Genomic DNA, 21278 nt, shown 5'->3' with positions numbered 1-21278 from the left:
TGAGTCGGCAGTTGCCCTGAATGCGTTCCATCGTCCGCGCGGATCGCCGGCGCGGCAACGCGCCGCTACCTGTATAAACTAAGCTCCTCGTTGCCAGATAAAGGAATCCCTTGTCGAACACACCCGGAGCGCGCCGTTTCATCTCGGCGACCGCAAGCGTCATCCGCAACCAGGGCCGCGCCATGCTGGCCGCCGCGCCCTGGTCCCTGGCGGTCTTCACGCTGTCGCTGCCCTTCGCCCTGCTGACGCCCAAGCCGTACCAGTTCCGCGACTGGCTGTTCGTGGTGCTCGCGCTGGTCAATCTGATCGCCTTCGCGCGCATGAGCTACGCCTGGCACCGGGTCGTCAATCACGCGGCCGACGATGGCGCGGCGCGCGGCAGCGCCGGCGAGGCCCGTCACCTGGTGCTGCTGGCCGCGCTGGCCATCGGCGTCACCTATCTGGCGCGCGTCTGCGGCGATCTGCCCTTTGTGCTGTACGCGCTGCTCGATGGCAAGACCGATAAGGTTTTCTTCTCTTCCCTGACCGCGCTGATGGCGCTGATCTGGCTGCCGGTGCTGTACGCGCTGGCCGTGGTGGGCGTGTCCCTGCCGCGCGTCGCGGTCACGGGCGAGTATGGATTCCGCGACGCGCGCGCGGCGATGCGCTACCCGCGTTGGCCGCTGATGCTGGCGCTGCTGCTGTTGCTGGTGATCGGCAGCTTCGTCGCCATGGACCTGCAACCGCTGCTGTACTACCCCACCGGCGCACGCATCGCCTCTGGCGTGGTCGGCACGCTGCTGTGCGTGCTGATCACCTTCGTGCTGATGACCATGGTCGCTGTGGCCTACCGTGACCGGGCGGGCCAGCCATGACTTACCGTTCCGATTCCTCCTCGCCGTTTTCCCGGATCCTGGGGCCGCTGCGCACCCGCCAGTGCGCCTGCCACGACGCGCAGTGCCAGCGGCTGCACCAGCGCGTGACCGAGGACCTGTCGCGCCGCCATTTCCTGGGCGGCATGGCCGCCATGCTGGCGCCCTTCGCCCTGCCGTCCGTGGCGACGGCGGCGGCCGCGCTGGCCGATGACGCGCGCCCGCTGCTGCTGACCAAGCTGCGCCTGTTCGACGGCTCGGGCAAGGCGGCGCGCGAGGGCGTGCAGGTGCTGGTCAAGGGCAAGCGCATCGCCGACCTGCTGCCGGCGTCCGCCACGGTGGAAGGCGCGCGCGTGCTGGACTGCCAGGGCAAGCTGCTGCTGCCGGGGCTGATCGACGTGCACTGGCACACGATGCTGGCGGCGATTCCGCAGATGACGGCCATGACGGCCGACCTGGGCTATCTGTACCTGGTGGCCGCCAAGGAAGCCCAGCGCACGCTGATGCGCGGCTTCACCTCGGTGCGCGACGCGGGCGGGCCGGCGTTCGCGCTCAAGCGCGCGATCGACGAGGGGCTGGTGGACGGGCCGCGCATCTATCCCAGCGGGGCAATGATTTCGCAGACGTCCGGGCATGGGGATTTCCGGCTGCGCAGCGATCTGCCGCGCGCCGACAACGCGCCGCTGAGCCTGGTGGAAAACACCGGCGTGGCCATGATCGCCGACGGCGAGGCCCAGGTGCTGCGCCGCGTGCGTGAGCAGCTGATGCTGGGCGCCAGCCAGATCAAGATGCTGGCGGGCGGCGGCGTGGCCTCGCTGTACGACCCGCTGGACAGCACCCAATTCACCGAGCGCGAGCTGCGCGCGGGGGTCGAGGCCGCCAGCGACTGGAACACCTATGTGATGACGCACGTCTACACGCCCAAGGGCATCCAGCGCGCCATCCATGCCGGCGTGAAATGCATCGAGCACGGCCAGCTGGCCGACGAGGCCAGCGTGCGCCTGATGCGCGACCAGGACGTGTGGTGGAGCCTGCAGCCGTTCCTCCAGGACGAGGACAGCAACGCCTATCCCGACGCCGAGCGGCAGGCCAGCCAGAAGCAGGTGGCCGAGGGCACGGTCCAGGCCTATGCGCTGGCGCAGAAGCACGGCGTCAAGACGGGCTGGGGCACCGACATCCTGTTCAATCCTCGCAACACCGCGACGCAGGGCAGGCAGCTGGCGAAGCTGACGCGCTTCTACGATCCGTTGACGTTGCTGGGCCAGGCCACGGGCATCAACGGCGAGCTGCTGGCGCTATCGGGCGAGCGCAATCCCTACCCCGGCGCGCTGGGCCGGATCGCGCCGGGCGCCTGGGCCGACCTGCTGGTGGCCGACGGCGATCCCTCGGCCAATCTCGATTTCCTGGCGGATCCCGACAAGAACCTGCGCCTGATCATGAAGGACGGCAAGGTCCACAAGAACACGCTGTGAGCGCCGCCTAGGGCTTGGGCTTGAAGATCAGCTTGATCGGGTTGCCGGGCTTGTAGTTGGCCGACTGCGGACCGTACTCCGGATTGAACTGCGGGTGCCAGGCGCGGACTTCGGTGGCGGACAGCCACTCCACCTGCAACTGGTCCTGCGGCCCGTAGGAATCGAACTGGGCCACGGCCTGCAAGGATCCCTGGCATTTTTCGGTGGCGTCCTTGGGCAGCACCGAGACCTGCGTCTTCTCGGTCCAGGTCAGCGAACCGGGCTGCGGGCAGAGGCGGACCTCGACGTGGTACTTGCCATCAGGCGACGGCAGGTCGGCGACGATCTTGTTGGGACCGCAGGCCGTCAGCAGGACGGCAGACAAGAGCGCGAGCGGAACGCATTTTTTCATCGAAAATCCTTCTGGCCTTGAGCGTGGCCGATCCGTGAAAACGTGGTCATGATACTTTGACCGCCAGGGTGGCCGGTCCCGGCTTGAATTGGCATCAAGGTATGACCAAAGGCGACCCGCGCACCCGGCATCCCCGCCCTGCCGTCCGCCTCTTGCACTCTACCCCTCAACCTTCAAGGGAATCCCGCATGTCGATAGCCCTCGCCGATCTGGAACAAGCCGTCATGGACCTGCTGCGCGCGCAGCCAGCCTTTGCGGGTTGGAAGAAAAAGGGCAAGCGTTGCCTGTGGCGGGCCTGCGGCGAGGTACAGCAAGGCGCGGAGCTGATCCGCTATCGCGGCTCCTTCGACAATGCACAGCACCTGTCCCTGGGCGTGTACGCGTCCTTTCCGTGCGAAAGGGAATGGCCGGTCTATGTGCCGGCCGAGATCTGGAACAAGGGGCGCCTGTACCGCCGCGCCTATCTGAAGCCGGGCGACGGGTTGATCGACGAACCCACGCTGGGCAGCGGCGCCGTGCTGACAATCCACAACGAACAGGAGCTGGCCAACTGGCTGGCGGCCCTGCCGGCAGACATCGAGAACCACCTCGCACCCTGGCTGGCGCGCTACCAGTCGCTGGAACAGGCCTGGTATGAATACCGCATTCCCAGCTGGCGCCTGGCAGCGGCCGGCATCAAGCCAGATGAGGATCAGGCGCGCTGAACATGCCGCTAGTCGCCGCAAGCGCGCACCAGACGCCTACCCACGCTCGTAGCAGGCCCGCCAGGCGCGCATGAGCGCCGCCTCGTCACCGGCGTCCACGTATTGCGGCGCGCCCTGCGCCATCGCCGCATATAGCAGTGCGTCACTCACGCCTTGCCACAACGGCGCCAGCATTTCCTCGGTCTCGCCGTCCTCGTCCGTCTCGATCACGATGGCCTGGTCGCCGTCGAGCGCCAGCGCGCGACGGCGCAGCTGGTCATGGACCAGCAGGAAACCGGAATGAATGGGCGATTTGTCCTTGCCGCGCGCGCTGGGCGCGGCCAGCGTGCCTTCCCAGTCGTCCGCCGGCGTGGACCGCTGCTGCCCTTGCGCCTCGGACCAGCGCAGCCAGGCCCGGCCGTAGGCGTGGCCGGCGTCCGGATCCAGGTTCGCCGCCAGGCATTCGGCCTGCGCGCGCGACAGCGCCTGGATCTGCTCCAGCAATGCCACCACGCGCTCGCCGTGCGCGCCGAACAGGACGGACAGCGGCAGTTCCTCCAGCAGCTCCATGGCCGCCGCGCGCCAATAGCCGGGGTTCGCCACCAGGCCGGACATGTCGCCCAGTTCCGTGACGCGCGCGCGCCACAGCCGTCCGGGCCAGCCGCCGCTGATGATGAGCGTGGCGATGGTCTGGTCCACCACCAGCCAGGGCGGCTGGAACCGGGCCAGCCTGACCTGATTGCCGTGGCGCTCCAGGGCAATGTCGTCGTTGAGGTGTTCGAACCAATAGCCGTCCCGGCTGGGTGTCTGCGAGAGGGAATGGGACATGATGGAGAACGGTTCCGTGTTCGGGTCGCGGGGAGTATAGCCAGCGGACGTGCATCCATTCTTGCCGCCGGCGGGTCTGCGCCTATCGCCTGATGCGCCAGCCTGATGCGCTGTCATGCACGCGCCGCCGGCCGTCTCAATCGGCCGCCATGCGCGCGGCCAGCTGCGCCACTTCCAGCCGGTTGCCGCCCAGCGCCTTGGCGCGGTACAGCGCCTGGTCGGCGGAGGACAGCCCCTGGGCCAGGGCCGGCGCGTCGTGCTCGAACTGCGCCAGCCCGATGCTGACGGTGGCCGGGATGCCCAGGCTGTCGACGCGGCTGGACAGCGTCTCGGCGAAACGCCGTGCCACGTCCTCGCCCAGCGCGACGGCGCGGCGGGCGTCGCGGCCGGCCAGCACCGCGGCGAATTCCTCGCCGCCGATGCGGGCCAGCAGCACCGCCGGCCCCAGCACGCCGCGCGCGATGTCGGCGAAGGACTTGAGCACCAGGTCGCCGGTCTGGTGGCCGTAGCGGTCGTTGATGGATTTGAACTGGTCCAGGTCGAAGGCCAGCACGGCCAGCGGCTCGCGGCCCCGGCCGCCGTCGATCAGGCGCTGGCCCTGCTCGAAGAACCAGCGGCGGTTGCCCAGCCGGGTCAGGTAGTCGGTCTGCGATTCCCGCAGCAGCTGGCCATGGGTTTCCTCGCGCACCAGCTTGAGCAGCGTCATGGGCAGCACGATGGAATACAGCACGCCCTCGTACATGGTGATATTGCTGGCCAGCATCTGCGCGGCCGCGCCGTGCCCGGCCACCCACCAGGGCAGGACGAAGCTGCGACCCAGGTAGAGCAGCGCGTGCAGGCTGGTCACGGCCACCGCGATGCGCAGCGGCAACAGCGATCTCAATGCCTGGCAGCGCAGCAGTTCCCAGGCCGTCATGCCGCTGACCAGCGCGATGGGAAAGGCGCTGACATAGGTCCAGACCAGGTTCTGCCCGGAATAGCCCGCGCCGGCCCAGATCAGCGCCATGACGCCCAGCAGGCCCAGCGAGCCGGCGCGGTACAGCCGCCCGTTGAGCGCGGCCACGGCGTTCAGCACCAGCAGATAGCCGCTCAGGATGACCAGGTTGCTCAGCGCCGAGCCCAGCACCCCGGGCAGGGCCGCGCGGTACAGAGCGATGGAGCAACCCGCCGCGAGCGTGGCGAAGCCGGCCGCCAACAGCCGCAGCGACGTACTGCGACCGGGATGGGTCCGGTGCTCCCAGTAGGTCAGGCAGGCGCTGGCGAGCAGCGTCCCGATGATGATGAGGTAGAGAGTGAAGAGATCGACGTGCATCTCGGCAACGAAGCATTGCGCCGATATGTAAAGGCGGCAACAAAATTTTACGTGAGAATTGCTACACGACTAGGTAGCAGTGACCCGGATATGGACAGGCCGGAAAATCCGCTCGTCCAGACACTAGACAGTGACAAGAACAGCACTAAGATAGCGCATCCTTCCCATCCGCCCCCTATACCCCCCCTCCCATGGCCAATCGATCCTATCTCTACAGCCTCAGCAACCGCCCCGCCGCCTACGCCGACCGCCCCGAGACGATCTCCGGCCTGTCGGAATGGCCGTATGACGTGCCCTTCATGTACCGGCTGCTGATGTCCGGCGATCCGCAGCCATGCGCCTCGCTGGTGTCGGACGGGATGGAAGACGAGGAACCCGGCAGCAAGACCCGGCTGTATGCGATCAGCGGCGTGTTCGAACCGGGCTACGCGCGCGTGCGGCGCTTTGCCGATATCGTCCGCGCCGCCGTGGCGCAGGCGCTGGCTCCCGCGCCTGGGTCCACGGCGGCGGCCAGCGCTTCCGGCGCGTCGCAGCCGGCGTCCTTCATGGACCGCGTGAAGCAGATGTTCTCGCCGCAAGCGGACGCCGCCCGGACGCCGGTTCCGGCCTCGTCCGCCGCTCCCGCCTCGGACCAGCTGCTGGCCGCGCTGGACGAGACACTGGCCTTTCTCGACGCCCATCGCGACAGCCATCTGCTGCTGGAGACCATCGAGCTGGACATCATGTCCCACGCCGGCGAAGCCGAGCTGAAGGCCTGCGTGGACGCGGAAATCGCGCGCTGCCGGCACGCCGGCGCGGCCCTGGACGCGCTGCCGGCCAATGTGGACGAAGCCGCCCGCGCGCTTCGGACGGCCGTTGCCGAACCCGCCGCGGAACCGCTGGACGCCTTCCACGGACTGCGCCTGGACAACGATTTCGACAGCACGCGCACGGGCGCCACTGAGCGTCCGGTGGGCCTGTACTGGAGCGACGTGCTGTATTTTGAGCTGTTCAACCGCAGCCAGTTCGAAGCGCATCTGCAACAGGGCTGAGCCCCCGGGACGGGGCCGGCCCGCCGGCCCCGGACGGCCTGTCTTTTCTTCGCGCGCGCCCTGCCCCGCGCCATGCCCGCGAACCCCGCGCGCGTCAATAGAGCTGGATTTGTCACTCATCTACAATCCGTGACCATGCCGGCCGCCTGTAGCGGCCGCCACGTAGCTCACAGGTAGTAATGACGCGCGCGAAGACCCCCGCCAAGAAGAAAAGCCCCCCACGCAGATCCCCGGCCCGCGCCAGCGCCGGCGGCCGCTTCCCCCGCTTCCTGAAGGCGCTGCTGTTCTCGTCCCTGGCGAGCTTCGGCGCCGCCACCTACATGCTGAATCCGCAGTGGCGGATGCCGGCGCCGGTGCAGGACGTGCTGGCGCGGCTGGGCTGGCCGCAGCAGCACCATCAGCCGCAGCAGAATTCCCAGCATCGCCAGCCGCCGCGCGAGCAGAACGCGCCCGCCGCCACGGCGCCGATCGCCGTGCCCACGGGCGCGCCGGCGCAGACCATCTTCGCCGAATGCCGGCAGTTCTTCCCCAGCTTCCGGCCACCGGAAGTGCCCGGCAGCCAGCAGCTGCGCGAGGTCTGTTTCTCGGCCTTCGCGATCCTGCACAACGGCCAGACCAAGACGCCGGTGTTCGTGGCCGAGCGCCTGAACCGGCAGACGCTGGCCCAGGGCCAGGGGCTGCGCCGCACCGACAAGTTCTACGCCGAGGCGCGCCTGCCGCGCTCGGAACGCGCCGAGCTGGACGACTACAAGGGCTCGGGCTATTCGCGCGGGCACATGGCGCCGGCGGGAGACATGTCCACCCCGGACGCGATGGCGCAGAGCTTCTCGCTGGCCAACATGGTGCCGCAGGACCAGACGCACAACGGCGGCGCCTGGAGCCAGATCGAGCAGGACACCCGCAAGTACGTGATGCGCGCGTCCGGCGATGTCTACGTGTTCACCGGACCGGTCTACGCCGACAAGCCCAGGACCATCGGCAGCGGCGTGGCCGTGCCGGCCTATATCTACAAGGTCGTGTACGACGCCACCACGGGGCGCTCTTGGGTGCACTGGCAGGCCAACAGCGCCAGCACCAAGGCGGGGCCGCCGATCAGCTACGAGGAATTCGTGAAGCGGACGGGGCTGCGGCTGCTGCCGGAGGCCGGCTAGCCGGCGCGGCCCTGCCATCTCGCCGCTGGCGCGCCCGGCGCGTCAACCGCGCCGCGCCGCCTCGATCGCCGCGATGTCGATCTTGCCCATCGTCATCATCGCCTCGAACGCGCGCCTGGCCGCCGCCGGGTCCGGATCGGCGATTGCCTCGGTCAGGACGCGCGGCGTGATCTGCCACGACAGGCCCCATTTGTCCTTGCACCAGCCGCAGGCGCTTTCCTGGCCGCCGTTGCCAACGATGGCGTGCCACAGGCGGTCGGTTTCCGCCTGGTCGTCGGTGGCGATCTGAAACGAAAACGCCTCGTTGTGCTTGAACGCCGTGCCGCCGTTCAGGCCCAGGCAGGCCACGCCCGCCACGGTGAACTCCACCGTCAGCACATCGCCCTGCGAGCCCGACGGATAGTCGCCCGGCGCGCGCAGCACGCGGCCGACGGCGCTGTCGGGAAAGGTGCGGGCATAGAACTGCGCGGCCTCCAGCGCGTCCTTGTCGTACCACAGGCATATCGTGTTCTTGCTGATCATGCTTGTCTCCTGGAGATGGCGGACGGGCCGTGCGCGCCTTGCGTTGCGCCCGGCTTCACCTATTGGAACCGCGCCCGGCGCCTTCCCGGGCGACCCTGAATCGCAGAGGATACTGCCGCCCGCCGGGCGCGGTGCGTTACGAAGCGTAGAAGAATGTCGCGCCCCTGCCCTGTCCAGGACGCGCGGACCGGCATGCCCGGCGGCGTCGCGCCGGCATCGGGCAGTCCAAAGCGTCGTTGCCGCTGGCATGGCCCTTCGGCGTCCCGCTGCGATGCCATGCCAGCGGCGTGCAAGCCCGCGCCAATGCGCGCACAATCGCGCCTGGGCGCGCGCCTGGCCAGCCAGCCGCGACGACCCGCAAAACAAGATCAGGGGACTCGCGATGGATTTCAGGCAGATCAAGCAGTTCGTGGTGCTGGCCACCGAACTGAACTACCGCAAGGCCGCCGAGCGGCTGCACATGACCCAGCCGCCGCTCAGCATCGCCATCAAGCGGCTGGAGGCCGAGATCGGCGCCGAGCTGTTCGAGCGCGACCGCCAGGGTGTGCGGTTGACGGTCGCGGGCATCGCCTTCCTGGATGAAGCCCGGCGCCTGCTCGACGGCGCCGAGTCCGCGCTGCAGGCGGCGCGCGATGCCGCGCAGGGACGCGTGGGCGCGCTGCGCATCTGTTCGGTGCCGAGCGCGGCGCTGAACCTGCTGCCGCGCATCCTGCCTGCGTTCAGCCAGCGCTTTCCACAGGTGCGGCTGCGGCTGAGCAGCGGCAGCACGGTGGGGATCCTGGCGCAGTTGCAGCGCGGCGAGCTGGACGCGGCGCAGCTGGTGCCGCCCGCGTCGGGCGTGCCGGGCATCGCCATGACGCCGCTGGGCCGAGAACGGTTGGCGCTGGTGGTGCCGGCGGGCCATCGGCTCGCCGGCCGCCGGTCGGCCGCGCTGGCCGAAATGGACGGCGACACGCTGGTGGCGCTGGCGCATTCGGACAGCCCGGGATTCGCCGCCGAGATCGCGGCGGCCTGCCAGCGTGCGGGCTTTCATCCGCGCGTGATGCAGGAGTCCTCGCACGCCCTGGTCACGCTGCCCCTGATCGCCGCCGGGCTGGGCGTGGCCATCGTGCCGGAGGCATTGCGCCGGATCGCCATCGACAATGTGGCGTTCGTCGATCTGGAGGACGCCGCCGGCGAGCCGCTGAGCTACGCCGTGGCGCTGGCCGCGCACGCCGAACCGGCGAATCCGGCGGTGCGCTGGTTCATCGACGCGGCGCGCGAGGCGCTGGGCGAAGGCGGGGATGCGGAACGGCCATGAGGGGTGACGGTCCCCAATGCGCGAGAACCGTTCCCAGCCGCAACGCATGCCGCGCCCTTACTTGCCCTGACGAGCCAATATGCCGGCCCACTTCGTCTGCTCCTGCGCCACCCTGCGCGTGAAGGCCTCCTGCGAGCCCTCCATGCGCTCGCTGCCGCGCGCATAGATCTTGTCCTGCGCCATCGCGCCGCCAGCGACAGCCGCGATGGCGGCGTTCAGGCGCGCGACCACCTCGGGCGGCGTGCCGGCCGGCGCGGCGATGCCGGACAGCGAGCCGCCTTCCACGTCCAGGCCCAGCGCTTCCTTGGCGGTGGGAATATCGGGCAGGCTGGCCAGGCGGCGCGACGAAGTGACCGCGTAGGGGCGGATCTGGCCGGCCTGGATATAGCCCGTCGCGGTGACGGCCGAGATGGCGGTCACGTCGGTGTTGCCGCTCATCACGGCCGTCAGCGATTCGGCGCCGCTCTTGTAGGGCACGTGCAGCATCTTCACGCCGGTGGCCTGCTGCAATACCTCCAGCACCTGGTAGTTGTCGGAGCCCTCGCCCGCCGTCGAGAACGCGATCTTGTCGGCCTGCGCGGACGCCGCCTTGATCAGGTCGGGCAGCGTCTTGTGGGGGCTGTCCGCGCTCACCGCCAGCACGGTGGGCGTGTTGGCCAGCATGGCGATATAGGCGAAGTCCTTGTTCGGGTCGTAGGGCAGCGTCTTGTAGATCAAGGGGTTGACGGCGTACATGCCATTGGTGATCACCAGCAGCGTGTAGCCGTCGGGATTGGCCTTGGCGACCGCGCTGGCGGCGATGGAGCCGCCCGCGCCGCCCCGGTTCTCGACCACCACCGGCTGGCCCAGCTCGCGCGTCAAGCCCTCGGCGAACACGCGCGCGGTGGTGTCGGTCACGCCGCCCGCGCCGAAGGGCACGATCAGCCGGACCGGCTGCGTCGGATACGCCTGCGCCCACGCCGCCGCCATCGGCAGCGCCGCTCCCAACAAGACCGCCAGACGGCGGCGCAATCCCAGCTTCATTGCACGATCTCCATTTGCTTGAGGATGTTCAGTAAGGTGTGTTCGTGTTCCGGGGCCAGCGGCGCCAGCGGCGCGCGCAGCCGCCCGCTGGGAATGCCGCGCAGGCGCAGGCCGGCGGCCACCGTGCGCGGCAGACCATGTTCCATCAGGAAGTTCAAGAGGCCGGACTGGCGCGCGAACCAGTCGTCCACCCCGGCCTGGTCGCCGGCCATGGCGCAGCGGTACAGGTTCACCGCATGCGCGGCGGCGACATTGGCCGAGGCCGTGCACCAGCCGGCGGCGCCGGCGGCGAAACCGCCGCGCGCCATGCGGTTCAGGCCGATGTAGACGGCGGTCTTGTCCGGGCAGGCCTGGCGCAGCCGCGCGATCTTGCCTTCGTCGGGACTGCTTTCCTTGATCATCGTGACGTTGGGCAGCGCGGCCAGCTTCGCCAGGAACGGCACGGGCAGGTCCATACCGGTGGTGAAGGGGTTGTTGTAGACCATCACCGGGAGCGAGATCGCGTCGCAGACCTCGCGGTAGTAGTCATGGATCTCGGCCTCGGTCAGTTTCCAGTAGGTGCTGGGCAGCACCTGCACCGCCGCCGCGCCGGCGCGCTCGGCGTGGCGCGCGTGGCGCACGGTGCTGGCGGTGCCCAGGCTGGAAACGCCGGCCAGCACCGGCAGCCGGCCGGCCGCCGCGCCGACCACGGTCTCGACCACGGCCTCGCGCTCGGCGTCGTCCAGGTACGGCAGGCAGCCGGTGCTGCCCAGCGGCGCCAGCGCGTGCACGCCCGCGCCGATCATTTCCTCGACGTGGCGCGCCAGCAGCGCGTGATCGACCCGCCCGGCGTCGTCGCAGGGCGTCAGCAGATAGCCGATAATTCCTTGCAAGTGCATTGTGTTTGTCTCCTTCACAACCCGCAGTACAGGGCAGAGTCTAGGGACGCGCCTGGGCCACGGTCCAATATCAAATTCCTGGGCGCCTGATATGTCCGACGCTTGTCGGCACGCAATCCGGCGCCGCGCGCGCGGTGAAATCGCGCGCAAACCGCGTGCTACCATCCCCGCCATAAGGCGCCGCCGCCAGGAACGGCCGCCACAGACCGGCCCCATGGATCCGAGCATGAGCGAGACCCGCAACACCCGAAACGCGTCCAGATCCTCGATCGAGATTTCGGAAGAAATCCTGCAGCGGATCCGCAACGGCCAGTACCTGCCCGGCGACGCGCTGAGCCAGTACGAGCTGGCCGCCGAATTCGAGACCAGCCGCACGCCCATCCGCGAGGCGCTGCGCTTCCTGGAGGCGCGCCGCGCCATCACGCTGACCAGCACCGGCCGCGCCGTGGTGACGGTGCCCTCGGTGCGCGCCATCCGCGAATCGTTCCAGATCCGGGCCGAGCTCGAAGGGCTGGCGGCGCAGCTGGCGGTGGACTGGATCGACGACAAGGACCTGGAATTGCTGGCGCAGCATCAGCAGCGCTACGCCGAGGCGCTGCGCACCCGCGTGCGCAGCGAAGGCGGGTCGGACTGGCTGAAATTCAACGCCCTGTTCCACAACCTGATCACCCAGGCCAGCCACAACGAACGGCTGCACGAACTGGTCGCCGAGCTGCAGGGCAGCATCGTCTCGAACGTGCTGGGCTTTGCCTCGAAAATGCCGCCCCGGCTGATGGAAGAGAACATCCGCCAGCACGAGGACATCATCGCCGCGCTGACCGCGCGCAACGGCGCGGCCGCGCGCGAAGCGATGGCCACGCACATCTCGCGCACCACCGAGCTGGTGGTGGAATGGATGGAAGCGCGGCGCTAGGGCCGCGCTTCCACGCCCGCCTTCAAGCCTGCATTCAACGGCTGGCCAGCGGCGCGACGCGCTTGCCCGCCCTGCCCGACGCGAACGGCGCGCCTGCCTGCGCCAGCGGCTGGCGATACGGCCGCATCATCAGCCCGCACACCGCCGCCACCACGCCCAGCCCGGCCAGATAGAACACGATCAGCCGGGGCGAGCCGCCGCCCTGCGCCAGCAGGTAGGTGGCGACCAGCGGCGCGGTGCCGCCGCCAATGGCGCCGCCGATCTGCACGGCCAGCGAGATGCCGGTGTAGCGCACCTCGGGCGGGAACATGCTGGCGAACAGGCTGGACTCCTGCGCGTACATGGCGGCATAGACCACGCCGAAGGCCACCAGCATGGCGACGTTGGTGTGATACGCCGTCTTCTCGTCCAGCAGCGCGAAGAAGCCGGCGGAGAACAGCGAGATGCCCAGCGCGCCGGCGATGAAGATCGCCTGCTTGCTGCAGCGGTCGCCCAGCCAGCCGAACAGCGGAATGGTGACCAGCGCGGCGGCCGCGCCCCAGATCACGCCGTTCAGGATGGTCTCGCGCGGCAGGCCCAGCGTGCCGACCGCGTAGGTCAGCGAGAAGGTCGCGATGGTGTAGAACCAGGTCTTCTCCGAGATGCAGGCCACCAGCGCGGCCAGCACCGGCGCCTTGTGATCGCGCAGCACGGCGCGCAGCGGCGGCGCCTCGGGCTTGGGCTGGGCCAGCGCGGCCTGGAACTCGGGCGACTCGCCGACCTTGGCGCGGATGTACCAGCCCACCAGCAGCAGGAACACGCTGGCCAGGAACGGCAGGCGCCAGCCCCAGCTGAGCATGTCCGCCTCGGGCAGCCGCGACACCGCGCCCATCGCCAGCGACGACAGGATCAGGCCGGGCGCGACGCCGACTTGCGGCAGGCTGCCGAACAGCCCCTTCTTGCCTTCGGGCGCATGCTCCACCGCCATCAGCACCGCCCCGCCCCACTCGCCGCCGACCGCCAGGCCTTGCAGGAAGCGACAGAACACCAGGGCCACCGCGCCCCAGTAGCCGATGGACTCGTAGCTGGGCGTCAGCCCGATCAGCACGGTCGGCACGCCCATCAGCATCAGGCTGATCATCAGCATGGACTTGCGGCCGACGCGGTCGCCGAAATGGCCGAACACGATGCCGCCCAGGGGCCGCGCGACGAAGCCCACGGCATAGGTGCCGAAGGCGGCCAGCGTGCCGGTGATGGGGTCGATCGCGGGGAAATAGATCTTGTTGAAAATCAGCGCGGCGGCAATGCCGTACAGGAAAAAGTCGTACCACTCGATGGTGGTGCCGATCATGCTGGACAGGCCCGCGGTCACATAGTGCTTGCGGGAACGGTGTTGGGGCGCTGCTGCGGGGGTATTCATCCCGGTGTCTCCGATTCGAGCGCGCGCTCGTCCCCGCCCGCCTGCGTATCGCGGGCGGGGGAATGCGCGTCTGTATGCATGGGTCTGGTTGCGCGGCAGTCCCATCGGCGGGCCGCCGCCATGGCCTGGCCGGGCGGCGGCGCCGTGGGCGCGCGGGTCCGGCGCTAGACCGCCGTGGTCTCTTCCTCCAGCGGCCGCCGCTCCGTCACGTTGAAGCGGCCTTCATAGATGGCGCCCTGGCGCGTGTGCGGGCCGACGTACTGCACGTACAGGATGGCGCCCGTCTCCACGGTTTCCAGCGCGCTTTCGAAATGGGGATCGGGATGGAAGATCATCGCGCCCTTGCCGTACAGCTTGCCCTCGATGCGGAACTGGCCTTCCAGGATGTACCAGACCTGCGCGAAGTAATGGTTGTGCAGCGGATGCCCCGAGCCCTTCTCGTAGCGCACGATGCCGGCGTTCGGGATGGTCGGATCCTCGGCGGTCGGGTGGAACATCATCTTGGCGTACTGACCCTCGTAGCGCAGATTGGTCCACTCCAGGTCGTCCTGGTGGCAGGCGCGCATGCCCTGGTGGTCCTCGGTCAACGGGCCGCCGCGGCCGCCCTCGTTGAGGATGCGCTTGCCGGTGATGCTGTCGATATTGCTCATGTGCCTCTGGCTCCTTGTGTGGTGAAAGTCGTGATCCTGTCCATGACATCGATCAAATGGGATCCCATTTTTATTTAACGGGATCCTACAAGGCGCGTAGAGCAGCTGATATCAGGTCTAACCCTTAGGGTGGGCGGGGATGGAAGTGAGTCCGACGACAAGCGCGCGGTCGCCTGCCGTGGCCGGCCGATACGGCAATGCAAGGAAACGCCGCGCGTCCGACGCGGGCTGGACGATCGCGCTCTGGCGTTGTGGCCTGTGATCTGGCGCGGCCACGCGGTGGAGGCCTTTGGCGCCAGGGCCGCCGGGCTTGCCGGCCGGCCCGCGTTGTCGCGCCTAGTGCCCGAACAAGGGCTGCTGGCGCGGACTGAACGCGCTCAGATCCACGCCGGCCTCGCGCAAGCGCTGCAATACGGCGTTCTTGTGCCCCAGGCTCGGCAGCTTGACCGCCGCGACGGACGCCCCGCAGCGCGCCTCGTCGCCGGGACAGCCGCTGCCGGCGGGCAGTTCCTGCGCATACAGCGAGATGTTGATCGCCAGCGTGGCGACTTTTGCATCGGTCGGCTGGCCCTGGTAGAACGCGGCCAGCGCGTCCTTGAGTTTTGCCGTCTCGCGCTCGGCGACGGCGGCGGCGGGCTCGCAGCCGCTGAAGCTGAGCGTGTCCTTGGCCAGATCCATCTTGCCGCAGACCAGCGTCAGTTCCTGGCCGGCCCGGGGCTTGCCCGCCAAGGCCTGGCCCGGCGCCAGGCGCGCGCGCACCTTGGGCGCGGCCGTATCGGCGAAATCAAACCAATCCCCCTGCCCCGCGACGCTGCCCGTAGCGGCCAGCGCGCCCGACAGCAGCAGCGGCTGTTTCAGTTCAGGCATCCTGGCGTTGTGGCCGCGGGCGGCCATGGCCTGCGAGGCCGACGCGGCCGTCACCGGGACGATGCCTTGCGCCTCGCCCACGAAGCTATGGCCGCCGGTGGAGAACGAAACCACTTCATCGCGCAGCACCGCCGCCAGCACCGCCTGTTCGACGGCATCGGGAACATAGGCCGCGCCCGCAGGCACGGACCAGGAGACGCACAGCAAGGCGAGGAGTTTCTTCATGAAAAGCATGGGTGGCGATAGATCAAGGCCGCAAGCTTAACCCGCACCGGCCGCCTCCCGTTCCATCATTGCCGTCATTGCGCCGCCGCGTCCGTTGCTGTGCCGGCAGCGCCCTTATCCGCGCGCGCGCCCCGGCCGCAGCGCCGCCAGCAGCGCACCCAGCCGCCGCAGCCGCGCTTCGTCCACCGCGCTGTAGCCGATCACCACGCCCGGCGCCGGCGTCGCCTTGCGCGCGAATTCGGCTACGTCCTGCACGCCGACGCCGGCCTTGCGGCCCGCCTCGACCACCTGCCGCGCGTCCCAGCCCGGCGGCAGCCACCACAGCAGATGAAAGCCGGCGTGCTCGCCGCTGACGCGCAAGGCATCGGCGCCCACGGCCTGTCGAAGCGCCTGCAGCGCCGCGTCGCGCCGGCGCGCATACACGCCGCGCGCCTTGCGCACGTGGCGCGCGAAGCCGCCGTCTTCCAGGAAGCGCGCCAGCGTCATCTGTTCGATCAGGCTGCCCGACCGCCCGGTCTTGCGCCGTGCCTCGGCAAAAGCTGGCGCCAGCGCCTTGGGCACGACCGCATAGCCGACGCGCAGGGCATTGAACAAGGTCTTGTTGAAGCTGCCGCAGTGGATGACGCGGTCGGCGCCGTCCAGGCTCTTCAGGGCCGCCAGCGGCGCGCCGTCGTAGTTGAACTCGCTGTCATAGTCGTCCTCCACGACCCAGACGCCGGCCTGCGCGGCCCAGTCCAGCAGTTCCAGGCGGCGCGACACGGGCATGGTGATGCCGGTGGGCGACTGGTGCGCGGGCGTCACATGGACCAGCTTCACGCCGCGCAGGCGGCGCGCCCGCGCCACGGCAAAGCCCTGGTCATCGATGGGCAGCGGCACGATGCTCGAGGTGTACGGACGGTAGATCGGCACCGCATTCACATAGCCGGGATCCTCGATCAGCACCTTGTCGCGCGGCGTCAGCAGGATCCGGCCGCACAGGTCCAGGCCGTCGCGAATGCCGGACAGCACCACGACCTGCGCGGCATCGCAGACGATGCCGCGCGCCGCCCCCAGGTAGCGCGCGATCTGTTCGCGCAGCGCGGGCCAGCCCTGCGGCTCGTCGCGGGCCAACTGGGCGGGCGTCAGGCGCCGGGCGCTGGCGGCCAGTCCCTTGCTCCACGCCGTCATGGGAAACAGCGCGGCGTCGGCGCTGCGCGAAGCGAACGGCGGTTCGTCGGACGCCGCCTGTTCCGCGGACGTCGCCGGCTGCTCATGCGGCAACGGGCGCGCCGGCCGCCCGGCCGCGAGACGGGCCGGGGCGAGCGCGGCCTTGCCCGTCTTGTCCCTTGCATCCGCGCCCCAGGACGCCCCGCTCTCTCCCGGCAGTCCCTTGCGGAAGAAATTGTCCGGGATGACGGCCGCCACATACGTACCCGAACCGACCGTGCCGGCCGTGTAGCCTTCGCCGCGCAGCTGGTCGTAGGCCGCCTCGACCGTGGACCGCGCGATGCGCCAGCGCTGCGCCAGGCTGCGCGTGGACGGCAGGCGCGCGCCGGACGGCAGCGCGCCCTTGAGCACGCGCTCGCGGATCTGGCGATAGACCCAGGCCTGCTTGGATTCGCCGTCGCGCGGCGGGTCGACGGGCAGGTCCAGGCTGGCTTCCTGGCGCCGGGCGGACGCGGGCGGCGTGGATGATGTGGCTGGCATGTTCATGGCGGCGGCTCTTGCATGCCCCTTCCCTGCTTGCCGGCCGGCAACGCCGGTCCGCGCCTTGCGGCCCGGATCCGGCCAGGATCCGGTCGGAAAAGTGGCTTGCTCAGATTGATGAAAATGGCTCTATTTGAAAAGCCATTCTATCGATAAATTGCCCGCATGGCCCCATCGGGGCAAACCTCCTGGAATCCGCGATGAACCCGCTGTCCGCCCCCTGCCACACCATTACCGTCGATACCGGCGCCTTCTCCTCGGACGGCAGCGCCTCCATCCTGGACGCGGCGCTGGCCCAGGGCGCGCAGGTGCCCTTCTCCTGTCAGCGCGGCGAGTGCGGCTCGTGCCGCGCCACGGTCCTGGAAGGCCGCTACGAACGCATCGCACCGGCCAACGAACGTTCCTATGTCACCGCCGACGACGAGCTGCTGATGTGCCAGTGCCGCGCGGTCAGCGACCTGCGCCTGGCCTTTCCGCACTGGCAGGCGCCGGCCCGGCCGCCCGAGCCGCGCCGCGCGCGCGTGGTGTCGCGCCTGCCGCTGGCGCCGGACGTGACGCAGCTCGTCGTCGAACTGGAGGACGCGCGGCCCTACGCCTGGCTGCCGGGACAGCATGTGCAGCTGCTGCTGGAAGACGGCAGCCGGCGCAACTTCTCCATCGCCAACGTACCGGTCGCCGCTACGCCGGACTCCCTTGCTTCGGTCGCTACAGCTTCGGTCGCCACAACTGCGAGCCCCGCTGCTTCGAGCGCCACGATGTCGGGCGACTCCGCGTCGCACGTCGCCGAGCGCGATGCGTCCGGGCCGGTCCGGCTGGAGTTCCACATCCGCCGCATGCCCGGCGGCGTCTTCACCGACGGCATCCTGCCGCGCCTGGCGCCGGGCGATGCGCTGACCTTGGAAGGCCCGCTGGGCGCCTGCGTCTGGCCCGGGGATGGCTGGCGCCACGGTGCGCCGGGCAGTTTGCCGAAAGGCTCATCGAGTGGTTCACAAGACGGTCCGGACCATCTGGTATTGCTGGCCACCGGCACGGGTTTCGCGGGCGTGTTCCCCATCCTGATGGCCGCGCTGCACGACCGGCGCATGGCATCGGTGACCCTGTACTGGGGCGGCCGGACGCCGGACGACTGCTACGCCGCGCCGCTGCTGAATGCGCTGCAGGGCAAGCATGCGGGCCTGCGCTGGCATGCCGCGCTGTCGGACACGACGCGGGAACACGCCGTCGAGCTGGACGGCGGCGGCGCACGGACGCGATCCAGCGCGTCCGCGCCACCCCGCGTCCAGGACCTGGCGCTGGCCGCCGGCCACGACTGGACCCGCAGCGTGGTCTACGCCTGCGGCAATCCCGCGATGGTGCGCGAGGCCCGCGCCCGGCTCGTCGAGGCGGGCCTGCCGCGCGCGCGCTTCCTGTCGGAAGCCTTCCTGCCCTCGGCCGCCGGCGCCGCCGTCGATGCGCCGCCGCGCCACGAACATGCCTGGGAACGCGTCGGCCAGCGCTTCACGATGGCGGGCATCCTGGACGCGCGCCAGCGCTCCCTGGACGCCGTGCGCGACATCGCCGCGCTGATCCGCCCCGGCATGACGACGCGCGACGCCGTCAATGCCGCCGACGCCCATCTGCGCGGCATGGGCGCCTCGCACAACTGGCATCCGACTTATGTTCGCTTCGGCGCCGACACCCAGTCGCCGGCGGTGCAGCCGACGGATTTCCAGCGCGTGCTGCGGGATGACGACACCTTCGTGGTCGACATCGGTCCAGTCTGGGACGGCTACGAAGGTGATTACGGCGACACCTTCGTCACCGGCCGCGACGATGCCGGCGCGCGCTGCGCCCGCGCCGCGCGCGAGGTCTTTCGCCGCGCCCGGCTCGACTGGCTGGCCGGCGCGACCGGCGAGGCGCTGTACGACCGCGCCGACGCCTATGCCCGCGAATACGGCTGCGCGCTGGTGCGCGAGATCCCCGGCCACCGCGTCTCGGATTTCCCGCACGCGCTGTACGGCAAGCACAAGCTGGCGCACGCCGACTTCGCGCCCGCCGACGGCATCTGGGTGCTGGAGATCCAGGTGCGCGACCTGGCGCTGCCGGTCGGCGCCTTCTATGAAGACGTGCTGTTGCGCGAGGCCTGAAGCGACGCGCGCCGACCTTCAACCGGACCGTTACGCCCAGGCTTCAGCCAGGCCGCTGCGCTTCCGGCAGATCGTCGCGCTTCAATCCGGCAGTTGCGGCTCGACCAGCCGCTTCAACTGCTCCAGCGATTCCTGCCAGCCCAGGTAGCACATCTCCGTCGGGATCATCTCGGGAATGCCTTCCTGCACGACGCTGATCTCGGTGCCGCAGGACACCTCGCGCAGCGTGACGCGGGTCTGCATCTGGCCGGCCATGCTGGCGTCGTCGAACTGATCGGAGTAGCGGATGACCTGGTTCGGCACCAGTTCCAGATAGGTGCCGCCAAAGGAATGGCCATGCCCCGTCCCGAAATTGCGGAAGGTCATGCGGTGCTTGCCGCCGACCTTGGCGTCCAGTTCATGCACCTGGCATAGATAGCCATAGGGCGGCAGCCATCGCGCAACCGCGTCGCGGTCCAGGAAGGCGTTGTAGACGCGCTCGGCGGGCGCGCGCAGGACACGGTGCAGGGTGACGGTTCCGGTAGCCATGGAAAGCTCCTTCGCAAAGAGTGGGTCGTACTGGCACGACGACTGGGAGTCGGGGAAATCGACAGACCCGCACCTGGGATAAACCCTAGGCCTTCCAAGCCGGCGGCACGATCGCTGCCCCCGCCACGGCAAGGACGTCAGGGCGCGAGGCCCCGGCCCTGCGACTGGCGCGCATCCAACGCGCGCAACAGCAGATTGGCCACCGCGTGCGCGTCCCCGCCTCCGTTGACGACCGCCGCCACGAAAGCGCGGCGGTCGATGTCATAGGCCACGACGGCGCTGATGCCCGGCCCGCCGCCGCTGTGCCCAAGCCAGCGCAAGCGGCCGCCACGGTCGGGGATGTCATAGACCATCGTGCCCAGACCATAGTACATCCCGGGCTGGAAGCCCCGGTGCGTCTCGCCCAGCATCGCTTGCAGGCTGGCGGGGCTCAACAGCTCGCCATCCAGCAACGCCTGCTCGAAACGGACCATGTCGGCGGCGGACGCGAGCAGCGCGCCGGCCGCGCCGGGCTCGGCCAGGTCCAGCGCCGGGCTGCCGTCCGCCGTCGACGGTGGCGCCACGCCGACCAGGGACGTGGCGTCCGTCACCACGCGCATGTGCCGCAGGCCCAGCCGGTCGATCACGCGCGCCTGGATTTCGTCCTGCCAGGGCCGGCCCGTGACGCGGGCGACTATCGCGCCCAGCAGCCGATAGCCGGAGTTCGAGTAGCGCCAGCAGGCGCCGGGTGGGAACAGCGCGCCATGGCGCGCCAGGATGTCCAGCTCCTCCTGCTGCGTGTAGGGGCCGCGCTTGCCCTGGGCCGCCCGCGCCTCATTGGCGCTGTACAGGCCGCTGGTGTGGGCCAGCAGTTGCGCGATGGTGATGCGCTCGGCATTGGGCAGCTTCGCCGCGTCGGGCAACCGCTGTGCAAGCGTATCCGACAGGCTCAGCCTGCCTTCGTCGGCCAGTTGCAGGACCACGGCGGCGATGGCCTGCTTGCCGGCGCTGGCCCAGGCATACAGAGGCTCGGCAGAGCCTTGCGCCGCGCTCCAGCTGCCTTGTCCGGGCAAGGCCACGGCCGCGCTCATCGAGGAGGCCGGCAAGCGCGAGACGGCCAGGTCGAACGCGCCTTGCAGCCGGCCGGACAAGGCCGGGGCCAGCGCGCCTTGCAGGCTGGCGCGGCCAGGCAAGGTTTCCGGCTGGAACGGCGGCGCCGCGTCCGCCTGGCACACGGGCGGTGGCTGGACGGTGGCGGGCGTACCGCCGCGCGGCCCCGCGCCGCCGCACCCGGCCAGGGCCAGAACCAGGACCAGCGCGGCCACGCCGGCCTCGATCCGGCGCCATGGCGAACCCGACGCCGCCCCGCCGTCCGTATTGCCCTGCCCTGCGTTCCCGCTCATATCCGCTGTCCTGGGTGGAGGATGACGAGCGCCATTGTCGGGCTTTTTTCATTGCCGGGC

Annotated in this window: 20 protein-coding genes; 8 read left to right on the top strand and 12 right to left on the bottom strand. The window is 69.7% G+C overall.

The genetic code is table 11. The annotated features are described in order from the left end of the window. Nucleotides 1–110 precede the first annotated feature (110 nt). Both AC6LJ9_RS16960 and AC6LJ9_RS16955 read left to right on the top strand, forming a co-directional pair. The gene (locus AC6LJ9_RS16960; protein WP_498148464.1) at nucleotides 111–854 is read left to right on the top strand and encodes a hypothetical protein; all 744 of its coding nucleotides are present in this window, start codon (nucleotides 111–113) and stop codon (nucleotides 852–854) included. Next, the gene (locus AC6LJ9_RS16955; protein WP_498148463.1) at nucleotides 851–2323 is read left to right on the top strand and encodes a metal-dependent hydrolase family protein; all 1473 of its coding nucleotides are present in this window, start codon (nucleotides 851–853) and stop codon (nucleotides 2321–2323) included. Before AC6LJ9_RS16960 ends, AC6LJ9_RS16955 begins: the two co-directional genes overlap by 4 nt. Before the next feature lie 7 nt (nucleotides 2324–2330). On the opposite strand, the gene AC6LJ9_RS16950 is transcribed toward AC6LJ9_RS16955, so the two are convergent. Beyond that, nucleotides 2331–2714: a hypothetical protein gene (locus tag AC6LJ9_RS16950; protein ID WP_498148462.1), complete on the bottom strand. Its 384-nt coding sequence runs from the start codon at nucleotides 2712–2714 to the stop codon at nucleotides 2331–2333. Nucleotides 2715–2902: 188 nt separating this feature from the next. Here AC6LJ9_RS16950 and AC6LJ9_RS16945 point away from each other — a divergent pair, with 188 nt between their 5' ends. After that, a complete protein-coding gene (locus AC6LJ9_RS16945; protein WP_498148461.1) occupies nucleotides 2903–3418 on the top strand; it encodes a hypothetical protein in 516 nt (171 codons plus the stop codon). A gap of 36 nt (nucleotides 3419–3454) precedes the next feature. Here the strand turns inward: AC6LJ9_RS16945 and AC6LJ9_RS16940 are convergent, their stop codons facing one another. Together AC6LJ9_RS16940 and AC6LJ9_RS16935 are read right to left on the bottom strand one after the other, a co-directional pair. Continuing rightward, nucleotides 3455–4225 (bottom strand): hypothetical protein, encoded by a 771-nt coding sequence (locus tag AC6LJ9_RS16940; protein WP_498148460.1) that lies wholly within the window; start codon nucleotides 4223–4225, stop codon nucleotides 3455–3457. 136 nt (nucleotides 4226–4361) lie between these two features. Next, complete coding sequence (locus AC6LJ9_RS16935) at nucleotides 4362–5537, bottom strand: GGDEF domain-containing protein (RefSeq protein ID WP_498148459.1); 1176 nt, start codon at nucleotides 5535–5537, stop codon at nucleotides 4362–4364. Between the two features lie 191 nt (nucleotides 5538–5728). Between AC6LJ9_RS16935 and AC6LJ9_RS16930 the strand changes: the two genes are divergently transcribed. Continuing rightward, entirely contained in the window at nucleotides 5729–6568 is an 840-nt protein-coding gene (locus AC6LJ9_RS16930; protein ID WP_498148458.1) for a DUF7822 domain-containing protein, read from the top strand. A gap of 179 nt (nucleotides 6569–6747) precedes the next feature. Then, nucleotides 6748–7719, top strand: coding sequence for a DNA/RNA non-specific endonuclease (locus tag AC6LJ9_RS16925; protein ID WP_498148457.1), 972 nt, complete (start codon nucleotides 6748–6750; stop codon nucleotides 7717–7719). Between the two features lie 42 nt (nucleotides 7720–7761). Here AC6LJ9_RS16925 and AC6LJ9_RS16920 read toward each other — a convergent pair whose 3' ends face one another. Further along, on the bottom strand, nucleotides 7762–8241 hold the full coding sequence (locus AC6LJ9_RS16920) for a VOC family protein (RefSeq protein WP_498148456.1): 480 nt from the start codon (nucleotides 8239–8241) through the stop codon (nucleotides 7762–7764). Between the two features lie 382 nt (nucleotides 8242–8623). Between AC6LJ9_RS16920 and AC6LJ9_RS16915 the strand changes: the two genes are divergently transcribed. Next, on the top strand, nucleotides 8624–9541 hold the full coding sequence (locus AC6LJ9_RS16915; protein WP_498148455.1) for a LysR family transcriptional regulator: 918 nt from the start codon (nucleotides 8624–8626) through the stop codon (nucleotides 9539–9541). A gap of 57 nt (nucleotides 9542–9598) precedes the next feature. On the opposite strand, the gene AC6LJ9_RS16910 is transcribed toward AC6LJ9_RS16915, so the two are convergent. Both AC6LJ9_RS16910 and AC6LJ9_RS16905 read right to left on the bottom strand, forming a co-directional pair. Further along, a complete protein-coding gene (locus tag AC6LJ9_RS16910) occupies nucleotides 9599–10564 on the bottom strand; it encodes a Bug family tripartite tricarboxylate transporter substrate binding protein (protein WP_498148454.1) in 966 nt (321 codons plus the stop codon). Continuing rightward, entirely contained in the window at nucleotides 10561–11442 is an 882-nt protein-coding gene (locus AC6LJ9_RS16905; RefSeq protein WP_498148453.1) for a dihydrodipicolinate synthase family protein, read from the bottom strand. The genes AC6LJ9_RS16910 and AC6LJ9_RS16905 overlap by 4 nt, the downstream gene beginning before the upstream one ends. Before the next feature lie 226 nt (nucleotides 11443–11668). On the opposite strand from AC6LJ9_RS16905, the gene AC6LJ9_RS16900 reads away from it, so the two are divergent. Continuing rightward, the gene (locus AC6LJ9_RS16900; protein ID WP_103276526.1) at nucleotides 11669–12355 is read left to right on the top strand and encodes a GntR family transcriptional regulator; all 687 of its coding nucleotides are present in this window, start codon (nucleotides 11669–11671) and stop codon (nucleotides 12353–12355) included. A gap of 34 nt (nucleotides 12356–12389) precedes the next feature. Here the strand turns inward: AC6LJ9_RS16900 and AC6LJ9_RS16895 are convergent, their stop codons facing one another. The 4 genes from AC6LJ9_RS16895 to pdxR form a co-directional block, all read right to left on the bottom strand. Next, complete coding sequence (locus AC6LJ9_RS16895; RefSeq protein ID WP_498148452.1) at nucleotides 12390–13754, bottom strand: MFS transporter; 1365 nt, start codon at nucleotides 13752–13754, stop codon at nucleotides 12390–12392. Between the two features lie 164 nt (nucleotides 13755–13918). Beyond that, nucleotides 13919–14404 (bottom strand): cupin domain-containing protein, encoded by a 486-nt coding sequence (locus tag AC6LJ9_RS16890; RefSeq protein ID WP_498148451.1) that lies wholly within the window; start codon nucleotides 14402–14404, stop codon nucleotides 13919–13921. Nucleotides 14405–14740: 336 nt separating this feature from the next. Continuing rightward, complete coding sequence (locus AC6LJ9_RS16885) at nucleotides 14741–15496, bottom strand: hypothetical protein (RefSeq protein WP_498148450.1); 756 nt, start codon at nucleotides 15494–15496, stop codon at nucleotides 14741–14743. 114 nt (nucleotides 15497–15610) lie between these two features. Then, the gene (gene pdxR, locus AC6LJ9_RS16880) at nucleotides 15611–17188 is read right to left on the bottom strand and encodes a MocR-like pyridoxine biosynthesis transcription factor PdxR (protein ID WP_498148449.1); all 1578 of its coding nucleotides are present in this window, start codon (nucleotides 17186–17188) and stop codon (nucleotides 15611–15613) included. 194 nt (nucleotides 17189–17382) lie between these two features. Here pdxR and AC6LJ9_RS16875 point away from each other — a divergent pair, with 194 nt between their 5' ends. Beyond that, nucleotides 17383–19308 (top strand): NAD(P)H dependent flavin oxidoreductase family protein, encoded by a 1926-nt coding sequence (locus tag AC6LJ9_RS16875; RefSeq protein ID WP_498148448.1) that lies wholly within the window; start codon nucleotides 17383–17385, stop codon nucleotides 19306–19308. Between the two features lie 81 nt (nucleotides 19309–19389). On the opposite strand, the gene AC6LJ9_RS16870 is transcribed toward AC6LJ9_RS16875, so the two are convergent. Both AC6LJ9_RS16870 and AC6LJ9_RS16865 read right to left on the bottom strand, forming a co-directional pair. Continuing rightward, nucleotides 19390–19836, bottom strand: a complete 447-nt coding sequence (locus tag AC6LJ9_RS16870) for an SRPBCC family protein (protein WP_212316177.1) — start codon at nucleotides 19834–19836, stop codon at nucleotides 19390–19392. Nucleotides 19837–19973: 137 nt separating this feature from the next. Then, nucleotides 19974–21218, bottom strand: coding sequence for a serine hydrolase domain-containing protein (locus tag AC6LJ9_RS16865; RefSeq protein ID WP_498148447.1), 1245 nt, complete (start codon nucleotides 21216–21218; stop codon nucleotides 19974–19976). Nucleotides 21219–21278 lie beyond the last annotated feature (60 nt).

The organism is Achromobacter sp. 1011811831 (genome assembly GCF_059760905.1).
This window is presented reverse-complemented; position numbering and strand designations above follow the sequence as displayed.